This is a genomic window from Mycolicibacterium aurum (assembly GCF_900637195.1).
GTDB lineage: Bacteria > Actinomycetota > Actinomycetes > Mycobacteriales > Mycobacteriaceae > Mycobacterium > Mycobacterium aurum.
Window position 1 is genome coordinate 768,346 of the sequence record NZ_LR134356.1, and the last position, 19,539, is coordinate 787,884.

Below are 19,539 nucleotides of genomic sequence, written 5' to 3' on the forward strand. Positions count from 1 at the left end.
GTCAGCCGATGTGACGGTCCGTGCCTTCCCAGTACGGTTCGCGCAGTGTGCGTTTAAGGATCTTGCCGCTCGGGTTGCGCGGCAGGGCGTCGACGAAGTCGACCGTCTTGGGCAGCTTGAATCCGGCCAGCCGGTCCCGGGCGAACGCGATCAGCCCGGCTTCGGTGGGGGTGGCGCCGCGGGTTGCGACGACGACGGCCTTGACCGCCTCACCCCACCGCGGATCGGGCACCCCGATGACGGCGACGTCGGCCACCTCGGGGTGGGTCATCAGTGCGTTCTCCACCTCCACCGGGTACACGTTCTCGCCGCCGGAGACGATCATGTCCTTGAGCCGGTCGTGCAGGTACAGATAGCCCTCGGCGTCGACGTAGCCGGCGTCGCCGGTCCTGAGCCACCCGTCGGGGGTCAGCGTGGCGGCCGTCGCGTCGGGGTTGTTCCAGTAGCCGAGCATGTTCTGGTCCGACCGGGTCCACACCTCGCCGACGGTGCCCGGCGCTGCGGCCTGCCCCCCGGTGGTCACGATGCGGATCTGCACCCACGGGTAGGGCTTGCCGCAGGAGCGCAGCAGGTGCGGCACATGGTCGGCGCCGTCGAGTTGGGTGATCGAGCCGGCGGTCTCCGTCATGCCGTACACCTGCGCGAAGATTCCGCCGAACCACTCCATGCCGCGCATCAGCACGTCGTCGCTGATCGGGGACGCTCCGTAGACGATCACCCGCAGCGACGACGCGTCGAGGGTCGCGATTCCCGGTGCGTCGAGCAGGAATTGGATGACCGCGGGCACCAGCAGCATGTTGGTGATGCGGTGGCGGGCGATGGCGTCGAGGATCGCGGCGGGGTCGGCGTCGCGGAGAACGACGGTGCTCGCGCCCTGCCACAGGCCCGCGAACGCCCACCCGGAGCCGGCCATGTGGAACAGCGGCATGACCGCCAGGCTGACGGCGTCGGCGTCGAACTTCCACGGCCCCTCGACACCGGCGGTCTTGCAGACGTAGTTGGCGTTGCTCAGCATGACGCCCTTGGGTAGCCCGGTGGTGCCGGACGTGTACATCAGAAGCACCAGGTCGTCGGGTCCGGTCACCACGCCGGGATCCTCGGCGGGGTGGGCGTCCACCCAGCGGTCGAATGCCGGCCAGCGAGCGTGGTTTCCGATGACCACGATCTGTGCGGTGAGCTCGTCTTCGATGGCTTCGAGGTGACCGACGAACTCCTGGCCCACCACCACGACGGACGCGCCGGAGTCGGCGATGATGTGGCGCATCTCCGGAGCGGCCAGGCGCCAGTTCACCGGTACCCCGACGGCGCCCAGTTTCGCCAAACCGAAAGTGACGTCGAAGAATTCGGCGCCATTTCGCTCCACGAACGCAACCCTGTCGCCGGATCGCACGCCGGCGTGGGCGAACGCCTGGGCCACTCGGCTGGAGCGGGCATCGAGCTCACCGTAGGTGATGGTGCGGTCGCCGACGATCAGGGCCTGCGCGTCCGGACGGTCGCGTCCATGGCCGCGAACGATGTCGGCGAGGCTGTGGAACAACGGATTTCAGTCCTTGGGCTGCATGCGCTGGCGCCGCATCAGGGTGTCCACGGCGGCCGGGGCGATGCTGTTGACGGCGTGCGCGGTGACGGCGATGCGGGGTGCGATGCTGACCGGGCGGTGGCGTGCGGCGGTGATGATCCAGCCTGCGGCCTCCTCCGCCGAGAGCCCGGGCAGGCCGTCGTAGGCGCGGGTCGGCGCGATCATCGGCGTCTTCACCAGCGGGTAGTAGAGCGTGGTGGAGTGCACGCCGCGGCCGGCCCATTCGGTTTCGATGATGCGGCTGACCGAGGACAGCGCGGCCTTCGAGGCGTTGTACACACCGAACAGCGGTGGAGATTCGGTCTTCACACCCCAGGTGGACACGTTGATGATGTGCCCGTCCCGGCGGTGGAGCATTCCGGGGGCGAACCCGCGGATCAGCCGCAGCGGCCCGTAGTAGTTGAGCGTCATCGTGCGCTCGACGTCATGCCAGCGGTCCAGCGACTCTTCCAGCGGCCGCCGGATCGAGCGCCCCGCGTTGTTGACCAGGATGTCGATGCCGCCGAGTTCCTTGTCGACGGTGGCCACCAGCTCGTCGACGGCGTCGAGGTCGGCCAGATCGCAGACGTGCGCCCGGGCGTCCCCGCCGGCGTCGGTGATGCGGGTGACGAGGTCGTCGAGCAGGTCCTGGCGCCGTGCCACCGCCACCACCGTGGCGCCGCGCCGGGCCAGCTTCTCCGCGGCGGCCTCCCCGATGCCCGACGACGCCCCGGTCAGCAGGACGCGCTTTCCCTCGAGGTCGATCGTCTCGCGGGTCGGTCGGCTCAGCAGCGCGGGAAGCAGCGGCGGACGCATGCTGGTCAGCACGACCTGGTCGGCCAGGCGCCGCAACGGATTTCTGCTAGTCACGGTGAGCGAGTCTATGTATGCGCCGGAATTGCCTTCCAGCAGGCCCGTACCCGGGCTTTCCCTGCCGGAAGGCAATTGCGGCGAAACGATCAGACGGCGGTCGAGACGATGCCGCCCGGGTGCAGCGAGTAGCCGCGGATGCCGTCGTCGGCGCAGCGCCGGTCGAGCTCGACGGCGTGCCCAGCACGCCGACATCGCTCAGAAGTAGCGGGGGAAGGGCGACCAGTCCGGGTCCCGCTTCTCCAGGAACGCGTCCCGGCCCTCGACGGCCTCGTCGGTCATGTAGGCCAGCCGCGTGGCCTCCCCGGCGAACAGCTGCTGGCCCACCAACCCGTCCTCGGGCAGGTTGAACGCGTACTTCAGCATCCGGATGGCCTGCGGCGACTTTCCGTTGATCTCCGAAGCCCATTGCAGCGCAACATTTTCCAAGTCGGCATGGTCCACCACCTCGTTGACCGCGCCCATCGCGTGCATCTGCTCGGCGGTGTAAGGGCGGCCCAGGAAGAAGATCTCGCGGGCGAACTTCTGCCCCGTCTGGCTGGCCAGATACGCCGAGCCGTAGCCGGCGTCGAACGAACCCACGTCGGCATCGGTCTGCTTGAACCGAGCGTGCTCACGCGAGGCCAGCGTCAGGTCGCACACCACGTGCAGCGAGTGCCCGCCCCCGGCCGCCCAGCCGTTCACCAGGCAGATCACCGGCTTGGGCATGAACCGGATCAGCCGCTGCACCTCGAGGATGTGCAGCCGGCCCGCCTGCGCCGGGTCGACGGTGTCGGCGGTCTCGCCGGACGCGTACTGGTAGCCGCTGCGTCCGCGGATGCGCTGGTCGCCGCCGGAGCAGAACGCCCAGCCGCCGTCCTTGGGTGACGGCCCGTTGCCGGTCAGCAGCACGACGCCGACGTCCGAGGACATCCGTGCGTGGTCGAGGGCGCGGTAGAGCTCGTCGACGGTGTGCGGCCGGAACGCATTGCGCACCTCGGGCCGGTCGAACGCGATCCGCACGGTCGGCTTGCGCGTCCCATCGGCCACGTGACGGTGATAGGTGATGTCGGTCAGGTCGTCGAAGCCGGCCACCGGCTCCCAGAGGCTGGCGTCGAACGGAGTGCTCACAAACTCAGACAGTATCGAAGCGGAACACCGAGCAGCGTCCGGCCAGTGCCTCGAACTCGTCGGGGTTGGGCCCGGTCACCAACCCGGCGTTCTTCATGAAGCTGACGCCGGTGGGCACCAGCACCGGGAACTGCCTAAGCAGCGGGCGGGCCTGCTCGGGCGGCAACTCCACCATGCGCACCGGCTCGCGCACCTTGCCGCGCACGATCACCGCGTCGGGGTTGGCCTGGGCGTTGCGCACCCAGTCGGCCCCGGGGAAGCCGCCGACGACGTAGCGCCGCCCGTCCACCTCGAACGGCGTGATCGGGGTCGACCGGGGCTGCCCCGACTTGCGGCCCGTGACCGTCAGGACCATCGGCCCGTCCTTCATCAGCCCGGTTCTCATCGCGGCCATCAGGACCTTGTTCATCGGCTTGAGCCACCGCGGCGGCTTCGGGTTGGGCATGCGGTCCAGTGTGCCGTCACAGACCGTTGGTGCGAAGGGCGGAGATCAGCCCGTCGGGGCGCTGGGTCGTCGGCAGCGGGTCGACGAGTGCGAACGCGCAGCCGAGAGCACGGGCGCCACCGTCGGCCTCGTCGCTGTCACCGACCATCAGGGCACGCTCTGCGGAGACTCCGAGCCGGTCCAGCGCCGCCTGGAAGATCGCCGGATTGGGCTTGACGGCGCCCACCTCGAACGACAGCACGAATTCGTCGACGTCGCCCACGCCTGTGAATGCCGGCCGCAGGTCGAAGGCGATATTGGACACCACCGCGGTCTTGATGCCGCGCCGCCGCAACCCGTCGAGCACCGGCGCGGTGTCGGGATAGGGCGTCCAGGAGCCGGGATCGATCGCGTGGGCGTACAGCGACTCCGCGTGATGGCGGGCCAGTCCCGACTGCCCGAGCACATGCATGTAGGCCTCGCGGTGCAGGTGGGGCGCCAGGTCGCGGTTCACCCAGGCGTCCAGCGCTTCGGGCGTCATCGTCACCGAGGTGCCGGTCGGCGCGGTCAGCCGTCGCATCAACTCCGCCTGCACGTGGGCGTCGACTTCGCGGTCGTCGTCGGTGTCGAGCTCCATGCCGGCGAACCAGCTCTCGTCGCCCTCAAGTCGGAACAGCGTGCCGGAGAAGTCGAACAACACCGCGTCGAGGTCACTCATCCCTCCCATCCTGCCAGGTGTGAAATCCCACCTAAACGGCTATTTGAGCGTCATGAGTGACACGGCTCGTGCCGTCGTGGTGGTGCCCGCCCACAACGAGATGGAGGACCTCCCCGACTGCCTGCGGGCGCTGACGACGGCCGCGCTGGCCCTCTCCGTCCCGGTCACCACGGTCGTCGTCCTCGATTCCTGTGACGACGGCAGCAAGATCCTGGCCGGACAGTTCGGGCCCGACGTGCATTTCGTCGAGGTCGAGGCGGGCAATGTCGGCGCTGCTCGCGCCGCCGGGTTCGACTACGCGCGCACGCTGTGCGGCGACGACCAGACGTCCCGGGTCTGGTTCGCCACGACCGACGCCGACAGCGTGGTCGACGCCGACTGGCTGGTGCGCATGGTGGACGCGAACGCCGACATGGTGCTCGGCGTCGTGCGCGTGCCGACGTGGCGCAACTTCTCGCCCGAGGTCGCCCGCCGCTACCTGCGCGGCTACCGGTCCGGCGGCACCGGCCACCGCCACATCCACGGAGCCAACATGGGGTTCCGCGCCGACGCGTACTGGCACGTCGGCGGCTTCCGCGCGCTGCGCACCGGTGAGGACGTCGAACTCGTGAAGCGGTTCGAGGCGGCGGGGCTGTCGATATGCCGGGACCGGAACCTGTCGGTGGTGACGTCGGACCGCAAGGACGGGCGGGCACCCGGTGGCTTCGCCCAGCACTTGCGCAATCTCTCCCGTTCGGGGCGCAAGAGCGACGCCGGTGCCGCGTGAGTGGGGTGGTCAAGCGGTGGCTCGCGGCGGGGACGCTCGACCTGCCGTTTCCCGGTCAGGGCCAGACTGCGCAGCGCTGGCGCCGGCTCGCCGAACTCACCGAAGCCGACGTGACGGCCGGGCGGCTCGCCGAAGCTCACGTCGATGCCGCAGCCATCCTGGCCGAACTCGGTGGGCCTGCGCCGACGGCCGGTCAATGGTGGGGTGTGTGGGCCGCGGAGTCCCGCGATGCGGTCCTCAAGGCCGGTGACGACACCGGACGGATCCTGCTCGACGGGACGAAGGTGTGGTGCTCGGGGGCGGGGTTGTGCTCGCACGCACTGGTCACCGCCCGGCTGCCGTCAGGGGAGCGGGGACTGTACGCGGTCGATCTGGGCGAGCACGGTGTGCGCGCACTGCCCAGCCGGTGGCGCAGCGCCGGGATGGCCGAATCCGACACGCGCTCTGTGCAATTCACCGCAACACCGGCTGTCGCGGTCGGTGCTCCCGGTCAGTATCTGACCCGGCCCGGGTTCTGGCACGGCGCCGTCGGAGTGGCGGCATGCTGGCTCGGGGGCGCCCGTGCCGTAGCAGCGGCGCTCTACGAACACGTGAAGACGGCGAAGGGCGACGCCCACGCGTGCGCGCACCTCGGGGCCGTCGATGCGGCGTTGGCTGCGGCCGAGGCCGTTCTGACCACGGTGGCCGCCGAGGTGGACGCCGACCCGCACAACCTCACCGGCCGCGCCGAACTGCTGGCACGGCGCTCCCGCGCGGCGGCAGAGACCGCGGTCGACGAAACGCTCACCCGCACCGCCCGCGCGCTCGGCCCCGGACCGCTGACAGCGAACGCGGCGCACGCGCGGCGGGTGGCCGACCTGTCGATCTACGTGCGACAGAGCCACGCCGAACGTGATCTGGAACGCCTCGGTGTGCTTGCGGCGGGTGCGTCGTGACCGCGTCGCACACCGGCAACACCGAGCGCATGGCCGCCCGGCCGCTGTCGGGTGGCGGCACGGCACAGCAGGTATGGGCCGGCGCGGGCCTGCGACTGCCCACCCTCGACATGCGTGGATGTCCCGAGATCGTGGTGGTCGGCGCGCACCCCGACGATGAGACGCTCGGGTTCGGCGCCGCGGCAACCCTGCTCGCCGAATCGGGGAAACGGGTGCAGATCGTCTCCGCCAGCGATGGTGGTGCCGCCTACCCGAATTCGTCACTGCTGCAGCGCTTCCGACTGGAGCGCACCCGCCGGGCGGAGCTACATTGCGCCGCCGGCGTGCTGGGACTGCCTGCGCCCATCTGCCTCGGGATGCCCGACGGTGAGATCGCCCGTTACGAGCAGCGGCTGGCTGATCTGCTCATCGAGATCCTGGCCACCAAACCGCCGGGGACATGGCTGGCGGCGACATGGCGCGGTGACGGTCACCCCGATCACGAGGCCGTCGGCAGGGCGGCGGCGCAGGCTGCCGAGTGCACCGGCGCGGTGCTGGTGGAGTACCCGGTGTGGATGTGGCACTGGGCGGTGCCCGACGACAGCGCGGTGCCGTGGAACCGGGCCTTCGCGGTGCCCGCGGCACCGTTCGCCGTCACGCGCAAAACCCTTGCGGTGAAGAGCTTTCAGAGTCAGTTCGTGCCGCCGAGGGCCGGGGAGGAGCCGGTGCTTCCGGCCTACATCCTGCCTCGGTTGCTGGCCGTCGGTGAGGTGGTGTTCCGCTGACCGCCAGGATGCCCGACAGCTTCTTCGAGCAGATGTATGACAAGGCCGCCGATCCCTGGGATCTGGAGGGGCGGTGGTATGAGCAACGTAAGTACGCGATCACCACCGCGCTCCTGCCGTTTCCCCGCTATCGGCGCGCATTCGAACCCGGCTGCTCGGTCGGTGTGCTCACCGAGAAGCTGGCCGGCCGCTGCGATCATGTGACCAGCACCGACATCAGTGTCGCGGCGCTCGATGCCACCCACCGGCGGCTGTCGGAGCGCGGGGTGCGCCGACAGGTGACCCTGTTGCGGGGCTCCATCGACCAGCCTTGGCCCGCAGGACATTTCGATCTGGTGGTGCTCTCCGAGGTGTGCTACTACCTGCAGCCTGCAACCCTGCGCGCCGTGCTCGATCGCGAGGTGCCACGCCTTGCGCCCGGCGCGACGGTCATCGCCGCGCACTGGCGCCATGACGTCGACGAGTACCCGATGAACGGAGACCGTGCCAACGACATCATCGGGGCCACCGCGGGTCTGTACCACGTGGGCGGCTACCGGGACCCCGACGTGGTGATCGAGGTGTTCGACAACGACTTCGGGACCTCGGTCGCTGCGCGTACAGCGGTCCCAGGCGCCTAGCCTTCCCTCCCTTCTCCCGCGAGCGTGCGTGTCTGCGGCAGACACGCCGCCGAAAACCGGGACTTCTCGCACGCTCGCGGGCGCCGACCGGGTGCTTCGCTACGTCCCCAGGGCCTGAGCGGCCTTGTTGCGCAATACCTCGCGCTCGCGTTCGTTGTCGACTAGTTCGGCCGCGCGCTCGAATGCCGCCGCCGCCTCGGCGCTGCGGCCCAGCCGGGACAGCAATTCGCCACGCACGCTCGGGATCAGGTAGGAACCGTCGAGGCCCTGAAGGCGGTCGACGATCGCCAGCGCATCCGGCGGCCCGTTCTGGGGGTCGGCCATCGCTACAGCGATGGCACGATTGAGTTGCACGACGGGTGACGGCGCCAGGGTCAGCAGTGCGTCATAGAGCGACACGATGCGGGCCCAGTCGGTGTCCGCCGCGGTCGGGGCGACAGCATGGCATTCCGCAAGCGCCGCCTGCAACGTGTAGTTGCCCCATCCGGTGCCGCTGCGCTGCAGCAGATCTGACGCATGCTGCAGAGACGCCACACCCCGCTGGATCTGTGCACGGTCCCAGGTGGCGCGGTTCTGTTGTTCGAGCAGGATCGGTGCGCCGTCGCGGTCGGTGCGCGCCCGCAGCCGTGAGGACTGGAACTCCATCAGCGCCACCAGGCCGTGCACCTCTGCCTCGTCGGGGGTCAGCGCGGCCAGCACCCGACCCAGACGCAGTGCCTCGCTGCACAATTCGTCCCGGATCCACCTCGGGCCCGACGAGGCCGAATATCCCTCGTTGAACACCAGGTAGATGACGCTGAGCACCGACGACAGCCGGGCGGGGAAATCGGCACGCCCCGGAACCTCGAACGGCACACCGGCCAAAGCCTTCTTGGCACGCACGATGCGTTGCGCAACTGTCGCTTTTGGAACCAGAAAGGCGTTGGCGATCTCGTCGGTGGTCAGCCCGCCGACCACCCGCAACGTCAGCGCGATCTGGTTCTCGCGCGACAACGACGGGTGCGCCGCCATGAAGATCAGTCGTAGGACGTCGTCGTCGATGCGGTCCGGGTCCCACGGATCGTCGACGTGGCTCTCCAGGTCCCGGGCCAGGACGGCGTACTTGGCGTCGAGGTTGTCCTGCCTGCGCCAGTGATCGATGGCCTTACGCTTGGCGATCGCGGTCAGCCACGCGCCCGGATTGCGCGGAACGCCCTCGCCGGGCCACTGCGTGAGCGCGGCGAGCAGTGCCTCCTGGGCCAGGTCCTCGGCCAGCCCGACATCGCCGACGGCGCGGGTCAGCGTGGCGACGATCTTTGCCGACTCCATCCGCCACACCGCGTCGACGGTGTGTTGCACGGTGTCGGGTGCGGGCACGCTCCCATTGTGGGCGAGAGTGGCCCCGCGCGGGGCCACCCGTCAGACGTAGCGGGCGCGCCCGGCCATCGCTCCCGCGACGATCTGGACGACGTAGACCGCCAGGAACATCAGCCACGGCACCGTCCAGCCGTGCGATACGTCGTGGAGCATGCCGAACAGAAAAGGCCCTGTTCCTGCGAACAGGTAGCCGAATCCCTGTGCCATGCCGGACAACTGCGCGGTATCCCCGGCGGTGCGGGCCCGCAGCGCGATCACCGCCAGCGCCACCGAGAAGGCGCCCATCCCGACGCCGATGAGTACGCTCCACAGGACGGGTTGGGCGGCGGGTGCCAGCATCACGCCCAGCGCGCCCGCGAAGCCCACCACGCCGAGGCCGACGATCCAGCCGCTCTGGTTGCGGTTGCGCGCCGCCAGCGGTGAGATCACCAGCGCCACAGGCACCCCGACGAGCGACGTCAAACCGACGAGGAGACCGGCATTGACTTTGTCGACCCCGTTGTCGATGAACACCTGAGGCAGCCAACCCATCACGATGTAGGCCATGAACGCCTGGCTGCCGAAGAACAGTGTGACGGTCCACGCGAGCCGGCTGCGCAGCAGCGAGCGTCGCTCATGGGCGGGCACCACGTTGGCCGCCCACGTGCCGCGGTGGCGCATCGATGCCGGGATCCAGAACGCCAGCGCCAGCATCGCCGCCACGGCCCACGCCGCCAGGGCGGAACGCCAGCCGCCCAACGGTTCTTCGAGGCCGGGTGTGATCGCGGAGCCCAGCGCCCCGCCGCCCTGCAGCGCCGCGGTGTAGATACCGGTCATCAGGCCGACCCGGGCAGGGAATGAGCCCTTGATGACAACGGGGATGAGCACGTTGATCAGCGCGATACCCGCGCAGGCGACGAACGTCGCGGCGATCACGGTGTGGGGACCGTCGATCACCCGCAGCGCGAGGCCCGCGGTCAGGGCCACCATGGCCAGCGAGACGGTGCGGCCCAGACCGATTCGCGCCGACAGCCGCGGCGCGGCGAGACCGGCGGCCGCGAAACACAGCGCGGGCAGCGTGGTCAGCAGGCCGGCCCAGGTGGCGGAGACGCCGAGTTCGGCACGCATATCCCCGAGCAGCGGTGCGACGCTGGTGACGGCCGGACGCAGGTTGAGTGCGGTGAGGACGACGGCGATCGCGAGCAGGACCCCGCCCGCCACCGTCGGCACCCGGTCCCCGGCGGCATCGGAGGAGACCTCGCCGCCCTGGAGCCCGTCGATGGCCTGCCGAGGAACGCTCACCTTGCTAGGGTGCCATACATCCCATGATTGGTTGAAAACGATCGGCGAGAGGGGTTCCAGTGCCGCTGAGCACCGCGCGTCGGACCGGGCTCGTCGACCAGGTCATCGAGCAACTCCGGCAGGCCATCACCGCGGGCGAGTGGCCCGTCGGGCGACGCATCCCCAACGAAGCGGTGCTCGTGGAGTCACTCGGCGTCGGCCGCAATACCGTCCGTGAGGCGGTCCGCGCGCTCGCGCACGCCGGTCTTCTCGACGTCCGGCAGGGCGACGGTACCTACGTGCGCGCCACCAGCGAGGTGTCGGGGGCGCTGCGCAGGCTGTACGGCGCAGAACTCCGGGATGTCCTGCAGGTACGCCGCGCCTTGGAGGTGGAGGGGGCGCGGCTGGCGGCGACGAACGCCACCGCCGAGGACGTGGCCGGACTCCGGTCCCTCTTGGCGCGCAGGGACGAATGCCTGGTCGCCGACGGCACCGACGAGTTCGCCCGCGCCGACGCCGACTTTCATCTTGCCGTCGTGCGGGCCTCCGGCAACCCCACGCTGACCGAGCTGTACCGCGGTTTGATCGAGGCCATCACCGCGAGCGTGGCCACCACCCACGAGAAGCCGCTGGAGATCGTGGACCACGAGGTGCTGGTCCGCCACATCGCCGCCGGCGACGCCGTAGGGGCGGCTCGCACCGCGGGTGAGCTGATCGACGGCATCCTGACGGGTATCGGCTCAGCCGACGGAACGCCCTGAACCCTCCCAGAACTGCTTACGGACCGCCTTCTTGTCCGGCTTGCCCAGCGCGGTGATCGGCACGGAATCGGCGATGACCACCTGCTTGGGTACGTGCACCGAACCCTTGCGCTCCTTCACCGACGCCTGGATCTCCGTGATCATCGCCGCGACGGCGGCCTCGTCAGAGGGAACATCGGGCCGCAGCACCACCACGGCCGTCACCGCCTCGCCCCACTTCTCGTCGGGGGTGCCGATCACGCACACCTGCGCGATCGACGGGTGTTCGGCCACAACGTCTTCCACCTCGCGGGGGAACACGTTGAAACCGCCGGTGACGATCATGTCCTTGGTGCGGTCGACGATGAAGTAGAAGCCGTCCTCGTCTTCGCGCGCCAGATCGCCGGTGTGCATCCAGCCGTCACGGAACGTCTCCGCCGTCGCCTCGGGCAGATTCCAGTACCCACCGGACAGCAGCGGGCCCGACACGCAGATCTCGCCGACCTCGCCCTGTGGCACCGGCTGGCCGTCCTCGCCGAGCAGTGCCACCCGCGCGAACAGCGTCGGGCGTCCGCAGGAGGTCAGCCGCTTCTCGTCGTGCTCCTTCTTGGCCAGGTAGGTGATCACCATCGGGGCCTCGGACTGGCCGTAGTACTGCGCGAAGATCGGGCCGAAGCGCTTGATCGCCTCGGCCAGCCGGACCGGGTTCATCGCCGAGGCGCCGTAGTACACCGTCTCCAGCGACGACAGGTCGCGTGTCTTCGAGTCGGGGTGGTCCATCAACGCGTAGATCATCGAGGGCACCAGCATCGTCGCGGTGATCTTCTGTTCCTCGATGACCCGCAGCACCTCGGCCGGATCGAACTTCGTCAACACGATCAGCTCGCCGCCCTTGACGATCACGGGCGTGAAGAACGCCGCGCCGGCGTGCGACAGCGGGGTGCACATCAGGAAGCGCGGGTTCTCCGGCCACTCCCACTCGGCCAGCTGGACCGTCGTCATCGTGGTGATGGACTGCGTCGTGCCCATCACACCCTTCGGCTTGCCGGTGGTGCCGCCGGTGTAGGTGAGGCCGCCGATGTTGTCGGGGGCCAGATCGGCGGCGACCAGCGGCTTGGGCGGGTACTTGGCCGCCTCGGCACTCAGGTCGACGGCCACCTCGGCCAGCTCGGGGGGGACCGGTCCGATGGTCAGAATCTGCTTGAGCGACGGCACCTTCTCCAGCAGGCCCAGCGCGCGTTCGACGAACATCGGGTTGGGATCGATGATCAGCGACGTCACCTCGGCGTCGGACAGCACGTAGGCGTGATCATCCAACGAGCCGAGAGGGTGTAGTGCGGTGCGCCGGAAGCCTTGGGTCTGGCTGGCGCCGATGATCATCAGCACCTCGGGCCGGTTCAGCGACAGCAGTCCCGATGCGCTTCCGGTGCCTGCCCCCAGCGCCTCGAACGCCTGGATGTACTGGCTGATGCGGTCGGCGAGCTCGCCGCCGGTCATGGTGGTGTCTCCGAGGAACAGCACCGGACGGTCCTTGTGGCGCTTGAGTGCGCCGACGGTCAGGTGGCCGGAGTGCAGGGGATGGCGCAGCAACTCATCACTCATACCGACAGACTAGAACGTGTTCCAATTTCAGTCAGCAGGGTCCGGCGATTTGGGCGTGGTTGCCGCCGATCACCGACGACAACCACGCCCACGTCTCTAGATCAGCCCGTCCTTCTTCCACTGCAGCTCCTTCTGGACCCATTCGTTGTCCTGCGGGAACTCCTCGGTCTCGGTGACGCGGCGCACCTCGAGGCGGGCGCCCGGCCCCAGCGGGCATTTCAGCGCCCACTGCTTGGCCTCCTCTTTCGATGAGACCCCGAGCATCCAGAAGCCGTTGAACAGCTCCTTGGCCTCGGTGTACGGACCGTCGGTGACCACGGGGGCGTCGGTGTCGAAGTTCACGACGAAGCCGTCCTCGGGACCGGCCAGGCCCTCACCGGCCAGCAGCACACCGGCCTTGATCAGCTCCTCGTTGTAGCGGCCCATGGCGGCGATGACGTCGTTGAAGTCGACGTTCTCCATGTTCTGTTCGGCCTCGGGCGTCGACCGCAGGATCAGCATGTAGCGGGTCATCTCGTGTCTCCTTCTTCTCGGTGGGAAGGGCCCCTCCAGTCTCGTCCAGGGGCCCTCACCACGACGTCGAACGTGAAGGCCCGAAATCGACACGGCACCGAGAAAAACATTCTCGACGCGTCCCGCGGTGGCGGCCGGGAGACTCCCACCACCGGGCCACGGTCGCCGATCGGCACCGCCAGGTACGTATCGGGCAAATCCGATCAGCGGCGACGGCTTGCATGGCACGCTTGTCGACCATGGCCGATCTGACCGAACCTCGATTCCTCGACGAGCGACTCGCCCACTGGGCGAGCGTCACCCCGGACGCCGAAGCGATGGACTATCTCCACCGGTCATGGACCTGGTCGCAGTGGAATGACCGTGTGCGCCGACTGGCCGGTGCGCTCACCGAACGCGGCGTCCGGCGCGGCGACGTCGTGGCCTTCCTCGACAAGAACCACCCGGCGTGCGTCGAGCTGACGTTCGCCGCCGCGTCGCTGGGGGCCGCCAACGCGATCATCAACTTCCGGCTGGCCGCCGACGAGCTCGACTATGTGCTCAACGATTCCGGCGCCAAGCTGCTCATCGTCGGCGAGGAGTTCGCGCCGTCGATCGAAAAGATCCGCGACAAGCTCTCCCACATCGAGCACGTCATCTCCGTCACACCCGAGGGCGACGACGACTACGAGGCGATGCTGGAGTCGTCGACCCCGGTCGAGCGGTCCGACGACGTCGATCCGGGCGACGTCTGCATCCTGATGTACTCCTCGGGAACGACGGGACGGCCCAAGGGGGTGGAACTCACCCAGGCCAACCTCATCGCCCACACCGTCAACGCCCACGAGGGGTTCGAGTTCGACGAGGGCGACAAGAACATGGTGGCGATGCCGCTGTTCCACGTCGGCGGATCGTCCTACGTGCAGTTCGGGATCCACGACGGCTTCCCGAGTGTGATGACGCGCGACGTCGACGGCATGACGCTGGCCGGGGCCATCCTCAAAGGCGCCAACCGCACCTTCCTGGTGCCGGCCGTGCTGGCCAAGGTGCTCGAATCGGGTGAGGACGCCGTCAAGCTCTTCGGTGCGCTCAAGACGTTCGCCTACGGCGCGTCGCCGATGCCGCTGCCACTGCTGCGCGCGGCGCTGAAGGCGTGGCCCGACACCGATTTCATGCAGGCCTACGGCCTCACCGAGGTGTGCGGGGTGATCAGCCATCTGCTTCCGGAGGCGCACCGCGACCCGGGTAGGGAGGAGCGGCTCTCCAGCGCGGGCACGTTGGTGCCCAACGCCGAGGTCCGGGTCGTCGATCCGGACACACTCGAGGACGTGCCCACCGGCGAACAGGGTGAATTGTGGTTCCGCACACCGCAGTTGATGAAGGGCTACCACAACAAGCCGGAGGCGACCGCCGAGGCGATCACCGAGGACGGCTGGTTCCGGACCGGTGACGTGGGCCGCGTGGACGACGGCGGCTACATCTTCGTCGAGGACCGGCTCAAGGACATGATCATCTCCGGTGGCGAGAACATCTACTCCATCGAGGTGGAACGGGTGCTGGCCGAGCACGCGGCCGTCGTCGAGGTTGCGGTGATCGGGGTTCCCGACGACAAGTGGGGCGAGGTCGTCAAGGCGGTGGTGGTGATCGAGGGGGAGGCCTCCGAATCCGAGCTGATCGCGTTCGCCCGCGAACGCCTGGCGGCCTACAAATGCCCCAAGACGGTCGACACCACCGATGAGCTGCCGCGCAACCCCACCGGCAAGATCCTGAAAAAGGAACTGCGCAAGCCACATTGGGATGGACGCGACCGCGCCAACGTCTGAGTGAGCTACGCCCGGCAACCCCGTGGAGATTCCCGTCACCATGTGTTACCGGGACATGACGATCACGAAACCCGTGTGTAACGTGGCTGGCGTGGCGCCTGATCCTGGGTGTCAGCGGACGAGGGAGCAGTACCCGCAGCGACAAGACTGACTCGTAGGAGGGTCTTGTGGCATGGCTGGTTCTCGTGGTCAGTGGAGTGCTCGAAGCCACGTGGGCGACGGCGCTCGGCATGTCCGACAACTTCCGACGCCGGCTGCCGACCGTGGTGTTTGCGGTGGCGCTGCCCGTCAGCATGGCTGGTCTGGCGTATTCGATGACCTCGCTCCCGACGGGCACGGCCTACGCGGTGTGGGTCGGGATCGGTGCGACGCTGACGGTGGGGTGGGCGATCCTGACCAAGAAGGAAACCGCCTCCACCGCAAGGGTTTTGCTGCTGGCGCTGCTGGTGGGCAGTGTCGTGGGACTCAAGGCCGTGAGCTGACCGTGGCATGGTTCGTCCTGATCGTCAGCGCCGTCCTCGAGGCGGCGTGGGCCACGGCGCTCGGCAAGACCGACGGCTTCACGGCTCCGGTGGCCACAGCGGTCTTCCTCATCGCCCTGCCGGCCAGTCTCGGCGGGCTCGCGTGGGCGGCCACACACATCCCGATCGGCTCGGCCTATGCGGTATGGACCGGCCTCGGGGCCGCGTTGACCGTCGGCTACGCGATGCTCTCCGGTGACGAGGCCGCGTCGCTGGGCAGGGCGGTCTTCCTCACCGGGATCATCGCCGCGGTGGTCGGCCTCAAGCTGCTTCCGTCCGAGGCCGGGGCGCCAGCCGAGCACGACGAGCGTCCCAGGGAGTACGCGACGGCCGGTCGATAACCCCCGCGGGGACCCCGGTTGTCGCTGCCGGGCACGGTGCCGCACGATGGCGTCGTGGCCGAACTCGCCGACATCCTCGATCGGTTGCATGTGGTGGCGCTGCCGATGCGGGTGCGCTTTCGCGGCATCACCACCCGTGAGGTGGCCCTGATCGAGGGTCCCGCCGGCTGGGGTGAGTTCGGCGCGTTCGTCGAATACGAACCCCCGGAGGCCGCACATTGGCTGGCGTCGGGCATCGCGGCGGCCTACCGTCCGCTGCCCGCGGTCCAGCGCGCCCGCATCCCCATCAACGCCACGGTCCCCGCCGTCGCCGCCGACGACGTCGCCGGGGTGCTGGCCCGGTTCCCGGGCGCGCGCACGGCCAAGGTGAAGGTTGCCGAGCCCGGTCAATCGCTGGCCGACGATGTGGCCCGGGTCAACGCCGTCCGCGCCGTGGTGCCCACCGTGCGGGTGGATGCCAACGGCGGGTGGACCGTCGACGAGGCGGTGGCCGCCGCGCATGCATTGACGGCCGACGGGCCGCTGGAATACCTGGAGCAGCCCTGCCGCACCGTCGCGGAGTTGGCCGAGGTACGTCGCCGCGTCGACGTCCCCGTGGCGGCCGACGAGAGCATCCGCAAGGCTGACGACCCGCTGCAGGTCGTACGCGCCGGTGCCGCCGACATCGCGGTCCTCAAGGTCGCGCCGCTCGGTGGGGTGCAGGCGATGCTCGACATCGCAGCCCAGATCGACATCCCGATCGTGGTGTCCAGCGCCCTCGACACCGCGGTGGGTATCGGTGCCGGGCTGGTGGCCGCCGGCTGCCTGCCCCGGCTCGACCACGCCTGCGGGCTCGGCACCGGCAGCCTGTTCGTCGACGACGTCGCAGCCCCGGCCCTGCCGGTCGACGGCCATCTCCCCGCCGCGGCGGTGACGCCCGATCCGGCCCGCATCGCAGCACTGGCGGCGCCGCCGGACCGCAGGCAGTGGTGGATCGAGCGCGTGCAGGCCTGCTTCCCGCTGCTGTCCTGATCTGTGGGGTCCATGGCCTAGACGCCATCGCAGCGGGCGCCGAGACTGAGGTCATGCAGCGCACAGTGCTCATCGTCGGTTTCGCCGGCGTGCAGGCACTCGACATCGTGGGCCCGTTCGAGGTGTTCACCGGGGCGTCGCTGTTCCTCTCCGGGCGCGGCCTCGACGGGTACACGGTGCGGGTCGTCTCCGTGGACGGGGAAGCCGTCAGCACCGGCACCGGACTCACCCTGGTCGCCGAGTCGTTGCCCGGGCCCGACGACGCGGTTGACACCGTCGTGCTGCCCGGCGGGTTCGGCACCGCCGCGGCGCGCAAGGACGGTGCGCTGATGGACTGGGTCGCCACCGTCGCGCCGCGGGCACGGCGGGTGGTCAGTGTGTGCACCGGGGCGGTGCTGGCCGCTCAGGCGGGCCTGCTGGACGGGTGTGTGGCTACCACGCATTGGGCCTTCGCGACGCAGCTGGCCAGTGAATTCCCCGCTGTGACAGTAAATCCCGACGCGATCTTCGTGCGCAGCTCGGACAAGGTGTGGACCGCCGCCGGCGTCACCGCGGGCATCGACCTCGCGCTGTCGCTCGTCGAGGACGACCACGGCACCGAGGCCGCCCAGACCGTCGCCCGGTATCTCGTCATGTACCTGCGCAGACCGGGGGGCCAGACCCAGTTCGCCGCGCCGGTGTGGATGCCGCGGGCCCGCCGCACCCCCATTCGCGACGTGCAGGACGCCATCGACGCCGAACCCGGTGGCGCTCATTCCGTTTCAGCGCTGGCCCGGCGTGCGGCGATGAGTCCCCGCCACTTCACCCGCGTCTTCACCGACGAGGTGGGGGAGGCGCCGGGGGCCTACGTCGAACGGGTCCGCACCGAAGCCGCCCGTCGCCAACTCGAGGAGACCGACGACACCGTCACGACCATCGCCGCGCGCTGCGGCTTCGGCTCGGCGGAGACGTTGCGCCGCAACTTCGTCCGCCGGCTGGGCGTCTCGCCCGATCAGTACCGCAAGACATTCGCCTGAGAGAAGGAGATTCACCGTGCAGGTCGCCATCATGCTCTACCCGGGATTCACGGCACTGGACTTCATCGGACCCTACGAAAGCCTGCGCTGGCTCCCCGGCGTCGAGGTCAGGTTCGTCTGGCACGAGGTGGGCCCGATCGCCGCCGACTCGCACGTCCTGCTCATCGGGGCCACCCACACGTTCGACGAAACCCCGTCCCCCGACCTCATCCTGATCCCCGGCGGGTTCGCCACGATGGAGCACGCGCGCGACGAGAAGGTGCTCGACTGGGTGCGCAGGGCGCACGAGACGTCCACCTGGACCACATCGGTCTGTTCGGGATCGGCGATCCTGGCCGCGGCCGGGCTGCTCGACGGGAAGCGGGCCACCTCGCACTGGGCAGCCCTGCCGGTGTTGCGGACCTTCGGCGCTCAGCCCGTCGGCGACGAGCGCATCGTGGAGGCCGATGACAAGATCGTCACCGCCGCCGGCGTGTCCGCAGGCATCGACCTCGGGCTGTGGCTGGCGGGCCGGATCGGCGGTGAGGCCAGGGCCAAAGCCATCCAGCTGTCGATGGAGTACGACCCGCAGCCGCCCTTCGATTCGGGCCACATGTCCAAGGCCTCGGCCAGCACCAAGGCTCTCTCCACCGCGATGATGGGCAAGGAACTGGCCAAACCCGCCGCGCTGGCCGCCTCGACGGGCCTGCTGTGGGACGCCGCCCTGAAGCGGATCCGGCGCGGCAAACGACGCTCACCGTCGCTCACCGCGCCGAAAGCGCGCTCCGAATCACTGCAATGACCCGTTGCGGGAACTCCGCGAGGTCCAGCCACGTGAAGCGCAGCACCGTCCAGCGCTGCAGCACGATGTCGTTCTGACGCGTGCGGTCGATCTGGAACTCCTCGGCGCCGCTATGGAATGCGAACCCGTCGACCTCGATGGCGACTTTCGGCCCTGGGAATCCGACGTCAACGCGGTAGCTGCCGACACGATAGTTGGCTTTCCATCCGGTGATGTCCGCGTCGCGGAGCAACTTGTGCAGCAGCCGTTCGGCCTCTGACCGCGCGCCGTGATCGGCGGCCTGAAGTAGCCGTCGGGCACGTGGTGCCCCGGTTCGGCCCTTGTTTCTCAGGTGCGTGCGCCACAAGCTGAGTAGGTCGACGTGACGCTGCAAGGCGGAGTCCATCAAACGCGAGCCGCCGCCGAACTGCACTGCGGCTTCGACCACTGTCAACGGCAACGCGGTGACCCGCATCCCGTTGCGCTCGGTCACGTCGACAGGATCGAGATCTCGCCGCCTCACCCGGCTGCCGTCGTGACGACGACCGTGGCTGTCGCGGGGGACTGTCACCTCAAGGCGTTCCGGAGCGAAATGCGTCAACTTGTGCCACCACCCTGCGGTGAGGCCGCTGGCAACGGCGTGTGGACCATATCCCCAGACCGCTGCCCGGATGCGGGCGGCGTCGGTGAACGGTCGATCGGCGGCAAAATAGACGCCTCGTGAGCACCGGAGCCAGCGGCCGGATTCCACGCGCCGCTGTACCGCGCGTGCGCTGAGGCCAGCTTCTCGCGCTTGTGCAAGGGTGATCACCCCGTCGTGCCGGCGCAGATAATCATCAACCATGTTCAAGC

21 protein-coding genes and 1 riboswitch are annotated in these 19,539 nt (G+C 69.1%); of the genes, 11 read left to right on the top strand and 10 right to left on the bottom strand.

Annotation, left to right across the window (positions count from 1 at the left end):
* Nucleotide 1: 1 nt before the first annotated feature.
* From EL337_RS03745 to EL337_RS03765, 5 genes are all read right to left on the bottom strand, one after another.
* Nucleotides 2-1,537, bottom strand: coding sequence for a long-chain-fatty-acid--CoA ligase (locus tag EL337_RS03745; RefSeq protein ID WP_048632242.1), 1,536 nt, complete (start codon nucleotides 1,535-1,537; stop codon nucleotides 2-4).
* 6 nt (nucleotides 1,538-1,543) lie between these two features.
* Nucleotides 1,544-2,374 (bottom strand): SDR family oxidoreductase, encoded by an 831-nt coding sequence (locus EL337_RS03750; RefSeq protein ID WP_048632405.1) that lies wholly within the window; start codon nucleotides 2,372-2,374, stop codon nucleotides 1,544-1,546.
* A gap of 252 nt (nucleotides 2,375-2,626) precedes the next feature.
* Entirely contained in the window at nucleotides 2,627-3,538 is a 912-nt protein-coding gene (locus EL337_RS03755) for a 1,4-dihydroxy-2-naphthoyl-CoA synthase (RefSeq protein ID WP_370737148.1), read from the bottom strand.
* 4 nt (nucleotides 3,539-3,542) lie between these two features.
* Complete coding sequence (locus tag EL337_RS03760; protein ID WP_048632240.1) at nucleotides 3,543-3,983, bottom strand: nitroreductase family deazaflavin-dependent oxidoreductase; 441 nt, start codon at nucleotides 3,981-3,983, stop codon at nucleotides 3,543-3,545.
* Nucleotides 3,984-3,999: 16 nt separating this feature from the next.
* The gene (locus EL337_RS03765) at nucleotides 4,000-4,680 is read right to left on the bottom strand and encodes an HAD family hydrolase (protein ID WP_048632239.1); all 681 of its coding nucleotides are present in this window, start codon (nucleotides 4,678-4,680) and stop codon (nucleotides 4,000-4,002) included.
* Between the two features lie 52 nt (nucleotides 4,681-4,732).
* Here EL337_RS03765 and EL337_RS03770 point away from each other — a divergent pair, with 52 nt between their 5' ends.
* The 4 genes from EL337_RS03770 to EL337_RS03785 are packed head-to-tail and all read left to right on the top strand — an operon-like array spanning nucleotide 4,733 to nucleotide 7,765.
* Nucleotides 4,733-5,446 (top strand): glycosyltransferase family 2 protein, encoded by a 714-nt coding sequence (locus EL337_RS03770; RefSeq protein ID WP_048632238.1) that lies wholly within the window; start codon nucleotides 4,733-4,735, stop codon nucleotides 5,444-5,446.
* Complete coding sequence (locus tag EL337_RS03775) at nucleotides 5,443-6,381, top strand: acyl-CoA dehydrogenase family protein (RefSeq protein ID WP_048632237.1); 939 nt, start codon at nucleotides 5,443-5,445, stop codon at nucleotides 6,379-6,381. Before EL337_RS03770 ends, EL337_RS03775 begins: the two co-directional genes overlap by 4 nt.
* The gene (locus EL337_RS03780; RefSeq protein WP_048632236.1) at nucleotides 6,378-7,145 is read left to right on the top strand and encodes a PIG-L deacetylase family protein; all 768 of its coding nucleotides are present in this window, start codon (nucleotides 6,378-6,380) and stop codon (nucleotides 7,143-7,145) included. The genes EL337_RS03775 and EL337_RS03780 overlap by 4 nt, the downstream gene beginning before the upstream one ends.
* An 8-nt stretch (nucleotides 7,146-7,153) precedes the next feature.
* Complete coding sequence (locus tag EL337_RS03785) at nucleotides 7,154-7,765, top strand: class I SAM-dependent DNA methyltransferase (protein WP_048632235.1); 612 nt, start codon at nucleotides 7,154-7,156, stop codon at nucleotides 7,763-7,765.
* A 99-nt stretch (nucleotides 7,766-7,864) separates the two neighbouring features.
* Here the strand turns inward: EL337_RS03785 and EL337_RS03790 are convergent, their stop codons facing one another.
* Both EL337_RS03790 and EL337_RS03795 read right to left on the bottom strand, forming a co-directional pair.
* Nucleotides 7,865-9,073 carry an RNA polymerase sigma factor gene (locus EL337_RS03790; RefSeq protein ID WP_048632404.1) on the bottom strand — a complete coding sequence of 403 codons (1,209 nt, stop codon included), beginning with the start codon at nucleotides 9,071-9,073 and terminating at the stop codon, nucleotides 7,865-7,867.
* A 90-nt stretch (nucleotides 9,074-9,163) separates the two neighbouring features.
* Complete coding sequence (locus EL337_RS03795) at nucleotides 9,164-10,381, bottom strand: CynX/NimT family MFS transporter (protein ID WP_048632403.1); 1,218 nt, start codon at nucleotides 10,379-10,381, stop codon at nucleotides 9,164-9,166.
* 80 nt (nucleotides 10,382-10,461) lie between these two features.
* On the opposite strand from EL337_RS03795, the gene EL337_RS03800 reads away from it, so the two are divergent.
* The gene (locus EL337_RS03800; protein WP_048632234.1) at nucleotides 10,462-11,142 is read left to right on the top strand and encodes a FadR/GntR family transcriptional regulator; all 681 of its coding nucleotides are present in this window, start codon (nucleotides 10,462-10,464) and stop codon (nucleotides 11,140-11,142) included.
* Here the strand turns inward: EL337_RS03800 and fadD8 are convergent.
* Both fadD8 and EL337_RS03810 read right to left on the bottom strand, forming a co-directional pair.
* Complete coding sequence (gene fadD8, locus EL337_RS03805; RefSeq protein ID WP_048632233.1) at nucleotides 11,122-12,723, bottom strand: fatty-acid--CoA ligase FadD8; 1,602 nt, start codon at nucleotides 12,721-12,723, stop codon at nucleotides 11,122-11,124. The two genes, EL337_RS03800 and fadD8, sit on opposite strands and share 21 nt — an antisense overlap.
* Before the next feature lie 96 nt (nucleotides 12,724-12,819).
* Nucleotides 12,820-13,236, bottom strand: a complete 417-nt coding sequence (locus tag EL337_RS03810; RefSeq protein ID WP_048632232.1) for a YciI family protein — start codon at nucleotides 13,234-13,236, stop codon at nucleotides 12,820-12,822.
* Nucleotides 13,237-13,475: 239 nt separating this feature from the next.
* Between EL337_RS03810 and EL337_RS03815 the strand changes: the two genes are divergently transcribed.
* The 6 genes from EL337_RS03815 (at nucleotide 13,476) to EL337_RS03840 (ending at nucleotide 18,708) form a co-directional block, all read left to right on the top strand.
* Entirely contained in the window at nucleotides 13,476-15,038 is a 1,563-nt protein-coding gene (locus EL337_RS03815; protein ID WP_048632402.1) for a long-chain-fatty-acid--CoA ligase, read from the top strand.
* A gap of 89 nt (nucleotides 15,039-15,127) precedes the next feature.
* Nucleotides 15,128-15,195: riboswitch (guanidine-III (ykkC-III) riboswitch) on the top strand.
* A gap of 10 nt (nucleotides 15,196-15,205) precedes the next feature.
* Nucleotides 15,206-15,520: a DMT family transporter gene (locus EL337_RS03820; RefSeq protein WP_048632231.1), complete on the top strand. Its 315-nt coding sequence runs from the start codon at nucleotides 15,206-15,208 to the stop codon at nucleotides 15,518-15,520.
* A gap of 2 nt (nucleotides 15,521-15,522) precedes the next feature.
* Nucleotides 15,523-15,900 carry a DMT family transporter gene (locus tag EL337_RS03825; protein WP_048632230.1) on the top strand — a complete coding sequence of 126 codons (378 nt, stop codon included), beginning with the start codon at nucleotides 15,523-15,525 and terminating at the stop codon, nucleotides 15,898-15,900.
* A gap of 105 nt (nucleotides 15,901-16,005) precedes the next feature.
* Nucleotides 16,006-16,911: an o-succinylbenzoate synthase gene (locus tag EL337_RS03830; protein ID WP_232786789.1), complete on the top strand. Its 906-nt coding sequence runs from the start codon at nucleotides 16,006-16,008 to the stop codon at nucleotides 16,909-16,911.
* A gap of 53 nt (nucleotides 16,912-16,964) precedes the next feature.
* A complete protein-coding gene (locus EL337_RS03835; protein WP_048632229.1) occupies nucleotides 16,965-17,927 on the top strand; it encodes a GlxA family transcriptional regulator in 963 nt (320 codons plus the stop codon).
* A 16-nt stretch (nucleotides 17,928-17,943) separates the two neighbouring features.
* Entirely contained in the window at nucleotides 17,944-18,708 is a 765-nt protein-coding gene (locus EL337_RS03840; protein ID WP_048632228.1) for a DJ-1/PfpI family protein, read from the top strand.
* On the opposite strand, the gene EL337_RS03845 is transcribed toward EL337_RS03840, so the two are convergent.
* Nucleotides 18,671-19,531, bottom strand: a complete 861-nt coding sequence (locus EL337_RS03845; protein ID WP_048632227.1) for a type IV toxin-antitoxin system AbiEi family antitoxin domain-containing protein — start codon at nucleotides 19,529-19,531, stop codon at nucleotides 18,671-18,673. The genes EL337_RS03840 and EL337_RS03845 overlap by 38 nt on opposite strands.
* Nucleotides 19,532-19,539 lie beyond the last annotated feature (8 nt).